Source organism: Kitasatospora cineracea (assembly GCF_003751605.1).
In the GTDB taxonomy this organism is placed as follows: domain Bacteria; phylum Actinomycetota; class Actinomycetes; order Streptomycetales; family Streptomycetaceae; genus Kitasatospora; species Kitasatospora cineracea.
Genome location: NZ_RJVJ01000002.1, coordinates 1293720 through 1300000, shown reverse-complemented (window position 1 = coordinate 1300000; position 6281 = coordinate 1293720). Strand labels below are relative to the sequence as shown.

General features: G+C 67.7%; 3 protein-coding genes and 2 rRNA genes (1 of these 5 only partly in view). 4 read left to right on the top strand and 1 reads right to left on the bottom strand.

The features are described from left to right. The 4 genes from EDD39_RS32000 to EDD39_RS31985 all read left to right on the top strand — a co-directional run. Positions 1-2017 (top strand): 23S ribosomal RNA (locus EDD39_RS32000); it begins 1089 nt to the left of the window's first position. 136 nt (positions 2018-2153) lie between these two features. Then, positions 2154-2270: ribosomal RNA gene (gene rrf / locus EDD39_RS31995) — 5S ribosomal RNA — on the top strand. A 359-nt stretch (positions 2271-2629) separates the two neighbouring features. Continuing rightward, complete coding sequence (locus EDD39_RS31990) at positions 2630-3883, top strand: hypothetical protein (RefSeq protein WP_123562722.1); 1254 nt, start codon at positions 2630-2632, stop codon at positions 3881-3883. After that, positions 3880-4776: a tetratricopeptide repeat protein gene (locus tag EDD39_RS31985; protein ID WP_123562720.1), complete on the top strand. Its 897-nt coding sequence runs from the start codon at positions 3880-3882 to the stop codon at positions 4774-4776. The genes EDD39_RS31990 and EDD39_RS31985 overlap by 4 nt, the downstream gene beginning before the upstream one ends. Positions 4777-4851: 75 nt before the next feature. On the opposite strand, the gene EDD39_RS31980 is transcribed toward EDD39_RS31985, so the two are convergent. After that, positions 4852-6207, bottom strand: coding sequence for a DUF1015 family protein (locus EDD39_RS31980; protein ID WP_244257384.1), 1356 nt, complete (start codon positions 6205-6207; stop codon positions 4852-4854). Positions 6208-6281: the final 74 nt, after the last annotated feature.

Below are 6281 nucleotides of genomic sequence, written 5' to 3'. Positions count from 1 at the left end.
AGGTCCCTAAGCGTGTGCTAAGTGGGAAAGGATGTGGAGTCGCAGAGACAACCAGGAGGTTGGCTTAGAAGCAGCCACCCTTGAAAGAGTGCGTAATAGCTCACTGGTCAAGTGATTCCGCGCCGACAATGTAGCGGGGCTCAAGCACACCACCGAAGTCGTGTCATTGCAGCAATACCCCCAACGGGGGCTGTGATGGGTAGGGGAGCGTCGTGTGCCGGGTGAAGCAGCCGAGGAATCGAGTTGTGGACGGTTCACGAGTGAGAATGCAGGCATGAGTAGCGATACAAGAGTGGGAAACTCTTGCGCCGATTGACCAAGGGTTCCTGGGTCAAGCTGATCTGCCCAGGGTAAGTCGGGACCTAAGGCGAGGCCGACAGGCGTAGTCGATGGACAACGGGTTGATATTCCCGTACCCGCTTTGAAGCGCCAACGTCGAACCTCTTGATGCTAAGCCCGTGAAGCCGGCCCGGAGTCTTCGGACAAAGGGACGTGGTGGAGCCGGTGACCCAACGGGGTAGTAGGTGAGCGATGGGGTGACGCAGGAAGGTAGTCCAGCCCGGGCGGTGGTAGTCCCGGGGTAAGGGTGTAGGACGTTGCGTAGGCAAATCCGCGCAACACGTGTCTGAGACCTGATGCCGAGCCGATTGTGGTGAAGTGGATGATCCTATGCTGTCGAGAAAAGCCTCTAGCGAGTTTCATGGCGGCCCGTACCCCAAACCGACTCAGGTGGTCAGGTAGAGAATACCGAGGCGTTCGGGTGAACTGTGGTTAAGGAACTCGGCAAAATGCCCCCGTAACTTCGGGAGAAGGGGGGCCATTGCTGGTGACGGGACTTGCTCCCCGAGCTGGTGGTGGCCGCAGAGACCAGCGAGAAGCGACTGTTTACTAAAAACACAGGTCCGTGCGAAGCCGTAAGGCGATGTATACGGACTGACGCCTGCCCGGTGCTGGAACGTTAAGGGGACCGGTTAGTCCGATTTCGGTCGGGCGAAGCTGAGAACTTAAGCGCCAGTAAACGGCGGTGGTAACTATAACCATCCTAAGGTAGCGAAATTCCTTGTCGGGTAAGTTCCGACCTGCACGAATGGCGTAACGACTTCTCGACTGTCTCAACCACAGGCCCGGTGAAATTGCATTACGAGTAAAGATGCTCGTTTCGCGCAGCAGGACGGAAAGACCCCGGGACCTTTACTATAGCTTGATATTGGTGTTCGGTTCGGCTTGTGTAGGATAGGTGGGAGACTGTGAAGCAGCAACGCCAGTTGTTGTGGAGTCGCCGTTGAAATACCACTCTGGTCGTGCTGGATGTCTAACCTGGGTCCGTGATCCGGATCAGGGACAGTGTCTGGTGGGTAGTTTAACTGGGGCGGTTGCCTCCTAAAGGGTAACGGAGGCGCCCAAAGGTTCCCTCAGCCTGGTTGGCAATCAGGTGTTGAGTGTAAGTGCACAAGGGAGCTTGACTGTGAGACTGACGGGTCGAGCAGGTACGAAAGTAGGGACTAGTGATCCGGCGGTGGCTTGTGGAAGCGCCGTCGCTCAACGGATAAAAGGTACCCCGGGGATAACAGGCTGATCTTCCCCAAGAGTCCATATCGACGGGATGGTTTGGCACCTCGATGTCGGCTCGTCGCATCCTGGGGCTGGAGTAGGTCCCAAGGGTTGGGCTGTTCGCCCATTAAAGCGGTACGCGAGCTGGGTTTAGAACGTCGTGAGACAGTTCGGTCCCTATCCGCTGTGCGCGTAGGAGTGTTGAGAAGGGCTGTCCCTAGTACGAGAGGACCGGGACGGACGAACCTCTGGTGTGCCAGTTGTCCTGCCAAGGGCATGGCTGGTTGGCTACGTTCGGGAGGGATAACCGCTGAAAGCATCTAAGCGGGAAGCCTGCTTCGAGATGAGCACTCCCACCTCCTTGAGAGGGTAAGGCTCCCAGTAGACGACTGGGTTGATAGGCCGGATATGGAAGCCCTGTGAGGGGTGGAGTTGACCGGTACTAATAGGCCGAGGGCTTGTCCTCAGACGCTCGCGTTCACTGTGTGGTTCCCGGGTAGCGAACAGCTATCGCCGGTCCGGAGCCTAGTTTTCTTGGCTCCGCCAGGTTAAGTAACACAACTTTCAACTGAAAAGTGTGTTCGCTGAATACCCGATAGGGTTTCGGTGGTCATAGCGTGAGGGAAACGCCCGGTTACATTCCGAACCCGGAAGCTAAGCCTCACAGCGCCGATGGTACTGCAGGGGGGACCCTGTGGGAGAGTAGGACGCCGCCGAACAATTATTCAATAGGCCGAGGCCCCAGCGATTCGCTGGGGCCTCGGCCTTTTTTGTTGGGCATCGGCCGGACACGTGGACGGCCGGCGGACGGTGGTCGGGCACCCGGACGCGGTGTTCTGCCGGATGCCGGACAATGGACAAGGTGGACGTTCCGGGCCCTGGTGGGGTGCGGGAGACGTCCGGATCTCGCGCCGGTGTCGGTGGATCGACAGTGGCGCCTCTCGAACTCGCAGTGTGCAGACAGGAGTCACCAGCATGTCGAACCCGCCCCAGGACCGGCCGGAGCGCCGTAACGACGGCGGCCGGGGTTACGAACCCCGGTCGCGCGGGGGCTGGTCGAACGACCGCGGCCCGCGTCGTGACGACCGTGGCGAAGGCGGCGGCTACCGCGGTCGTGACGACCGCGGTGACCGTGGCGGCGACCGCGGGGGTTTCCGTTCCCGTGACGACCGGCCGTCGTACGGCGGCAGTGGTGGCGGCGGTGGGTACCGCGGCCGCGACGACCGTCCGCAGGGCGGTGGCAGCGGCGGTGGCGGTGGCTACCGTTCGCGTGACGACCGCCCCTCGTACGGTGGCGGCGGCGGTGGCGGTTACCGCGGCCGCGACGACCGTCCGCAGGGCGGGGACCGTGGTGGGTTCCGTGGGCGGGATGACCGTCCGCAGGGTGGCGACCGTGGTGGGTTCCGTCCGCGTGAGGACCGGCCGTCGTACGGGCGGGACCGCGACGACCGTCCCCAGCGCAGCGGTGGCTACGACCGTCCGCAGCGCAGCGGTGGCTTCGAGCGCCGGGACGACCGTCCGCAGCGCAGTGGCGGCTACGACCGTCCGCAGGGCGGTGGGTACCGTCCGCGTGAGGAGCGTTCGTTCGACGACCGTCCGCAGCGCAGCGGTGGTTACGAGCGTCGGGACGACCGGCCGCAGGGTGGTGGGTTCCGTTCCCGGGATGACCGTCCGCAGCGCAGTGGTGGGTACGACCGTCCGCAGGGTGGGGACCGTGGTGGGTTCCGTGGGCGGGATGACCGTCCGCAGGGTGGGGACCGTGGTGGGTTCCGTCCGCGTGAGGACCGGCCGTCGTACGGGCGGGACCGTGACGACCGTCCGCAGCGCAGTGGCGGCTTCGAGCGCCGGGACGAGCGTCCGCAGCGCAGTGGTGGGTACGACCGTCCGCAGGGTGGGGACCGTAGTGGGTTCCGTCCGCGTGAGGAGCGTTCGTTCGACGACCGTCCGCAGCGCAGTGGCGGCTTCGAGCGTCGGGATGACCGTCCGCAGCGCAGTGGCGGGTACGACCGTCCGCAGGGCGGGGACCGTGGTGGGTTCCGTCCGCGTGAGGACCGGCCGTCGTACGGGCGGGACCGTGACGACCGTCCGCAGCGCAGCGGTGGCTATGAGCGTCGGGACGACCGGCCGCAGGGTGGCGGGTTCCGTTCCCGGGACGACCGTCCGCAGCGCAGTGGCGGCTTCGAGCGTCGGGACGACCGGCCGCAGCGCAGCGGTGGTTACGAGCGTCGGGACGACCGGGGTGGGTACCGGGGCGGGCGTGACGACCGGGGTGGGTACCGCGGTGGGCGGGACGACCGGGGTGGGTACGACGAGCGGCGTCAAGAGCCGGTGAAGCGGCTGCCGATTCCGGACGACGTGACCGGGTTCGAGATCGACGCGGACGTCAAGCAGGACCTGAAGAGCCTGCCGAAGACGCTGGCGGACGACGTGGCGCGCAACCTGGTGATGGTGGCGCGGCTGCTCGACAGCGAGCCGGAGGAGGCCTACAACTACTCGCGGGTCGCGCTGCGGCTGGCGTCGCGGGTGGCGAGCGTGCGGGAGGCGGCGGGGTTCGCCTCGTACATGACGCAGCGGTACTCGGAGGCGCTGACCGAGTTCCGGGCGGCGAAGCGGATGACCGGTCGGGTGGACCTGTGGCCGGTGATGGCGGACTGCGAGCGCGGTCTGGGCCGGCCGGAGCGGGCGCTGGCGATGGCCGGTGAGCCCGAGGTGAAGCAGCTGGACAAGGCGGGTCAGGTCGAGATGCGGCTGGTCGCGGCGGGTGCCCGGGCGGACCTGGAGCAGTTCGACGCGGCCGTGGTGACGCTGCAGAGCCCGGAGCTGGCGTCCTCGGCGATCCACCCGTGGACGGCGCGGCTGCGCTACGCGTACGCGGACGCGCTGATCGCGGCGGGTCGGGCGGACGAGGCCCGGGAGTGGTTCGTGAAGGCCGTGGAGGCGGACACGGACGGGTCGACCAACGCGGCCGAGCGGCTCGCGGAGATCGACGGCATCGAGTTCACCGACGCGCTGGACGAGGACGCCGAGGTCGAGGACGAGGGCGCGGAGGCCGTGGAGCCGGTGCGCCGTCAGATCGACAAGGACGACGTCGGCGACGACCGGATGATCTTCGAGGACGAGGAGGACGTCGAGGAGTTCTACGACGAGGACGACCTCGAGATCGACGAGGACTACGACGAGGACTCGTTCGAGGAGCAGCCGGGGCAGCCGAAGAAGCAGGGCTGATCCGCAGGCGGTGAGAGGAAGGCCCCCGTTCCGGGTAGGGACGGGGGCCTTCTCCGTGTGGCGGGGGGTGGGGTGTCAGCCGAGTTCGAGGGAGCGCAGGACCAGTCCGGTGGCCGGTTTGGGGCCGAAGGAGGTGGACTTGCGGGGCATGGTGACGCCCTGTTCGGCGAGGTGGCGCACCACGCGTTCCTCGACGGGGTGGAGCAGGACGGCGGTGCCGCCGGTGCGGGCGGCCTCGCGGACGGCGGCCTCGGCGGAGTGCAGGTAGCCGATGTGCTCGGGGCTGTCGGGGACGTGCCAGGTGCGGTCGAGCAGGACGGCGTGCAGGACGGTGGCGTCCAGGCGGCGCCACTCCTCGGGGCGGTCGGTGCGGACGGTGTCGGCGAGGGTGGCCTCGTCGGGGCCGGTGAGGAGGTGGAAGCGGCCGGTGCCGTCGGTGAGGACGAAGGAGTTGCCGGGGGTGTGCTGGGCCTCGGCGAGGGCGTGCAGGGCGTCGGGGAGGGTGCCGGGGAGGTCGGTGGTCTGCCAGGCGGCGGGGTCGAGGGCGGCGAGCGCGGCGTCCAGCGGGAGGCGTTGCAGGACGCGGTGGATGGCGCGGACCCGCAGCGGGTAGCGGTCGGTGTCGACGAGCAGGACCAGGCCGCGGTCCCAGGGGCTGCGCGGCAGGTGGCGGTGTTCGCGCTGCAGGCGCAGGTACATCTCCCAGCGGTGGTGGCCGTCGGCGATCAGGGCGCGGCAGCCGGCCAGGTCGCGGGTGACGGCGGCCAGGTCGGCGGGGTCGGTGACGGCCCACAGGCGGTGGTGGGTGCCGTCGCTGGTGGTGGTGGCGAGCAGCGGGTCGGTGGTGGCGGTGCGTTCGATGACGTCGGCGGCGCGGCCGTGGCCGCGGTAGGTGAGCAGCAGGGGTTCGAGGTTGGCGCGGGTGGTGCGCATCAGGCCGACCCGGTCGGCGACGGGTTTGGGCATGACGTCCTCGTGCGGGAGGACGATGCCGGCTTCGGGGCCGCTGACGGCGAGGGCGCCGATCAGGCCGCGCTGGAGGGTGCCGGCGGGGGTGCGCTGCTCGTAGACGTACAGGGCGGGGCGCGGGTCGGCGGCCAGGACGCCCTGTTGGCGCCAGTCGCGGAGCAGGCGGGCGGCGTGCCGGTAGCGGGTGTCGCGGTCGGGGCGGTGGCCGGCGTCGTCGGGTTCGGGGCGGGGGAGGATCAGGCGGACGATGTTGTGCGGGTCCGCGGTCTCCAGGTCCAGGCGCCGTCCGGGGTCGACCACGTCGTACGGCGGGGAGGTGACCGCGGCCAGGTCGCCGACCCGGTGCGGGTCGTAGCGCAGGCCGCGGAACGGGGACAGGGACAGCCCTGCGGTGGCGACGTGCCCGGGGTCTCCGGGGCCGCCCGAGGGCTCGTTGCCGGTTTCGGCACGAGGGGCGCTCATTCTGGGCATGTTAGTCGGGTAGTGCTTGTTGGGAGATCGGGATGAGGGCGGACGTCCAGGTCATGGGCGGGGCG

Coding starts and splice junctions, on each gene's coding strand:
- EDD39_RS31980 (WP_244257384.1), bottom strand. CDS start 6,207: ATGAGCGCCCCTCGTGCCGAAACCGGCAACGAGCCCTCGGGCGGCCCC.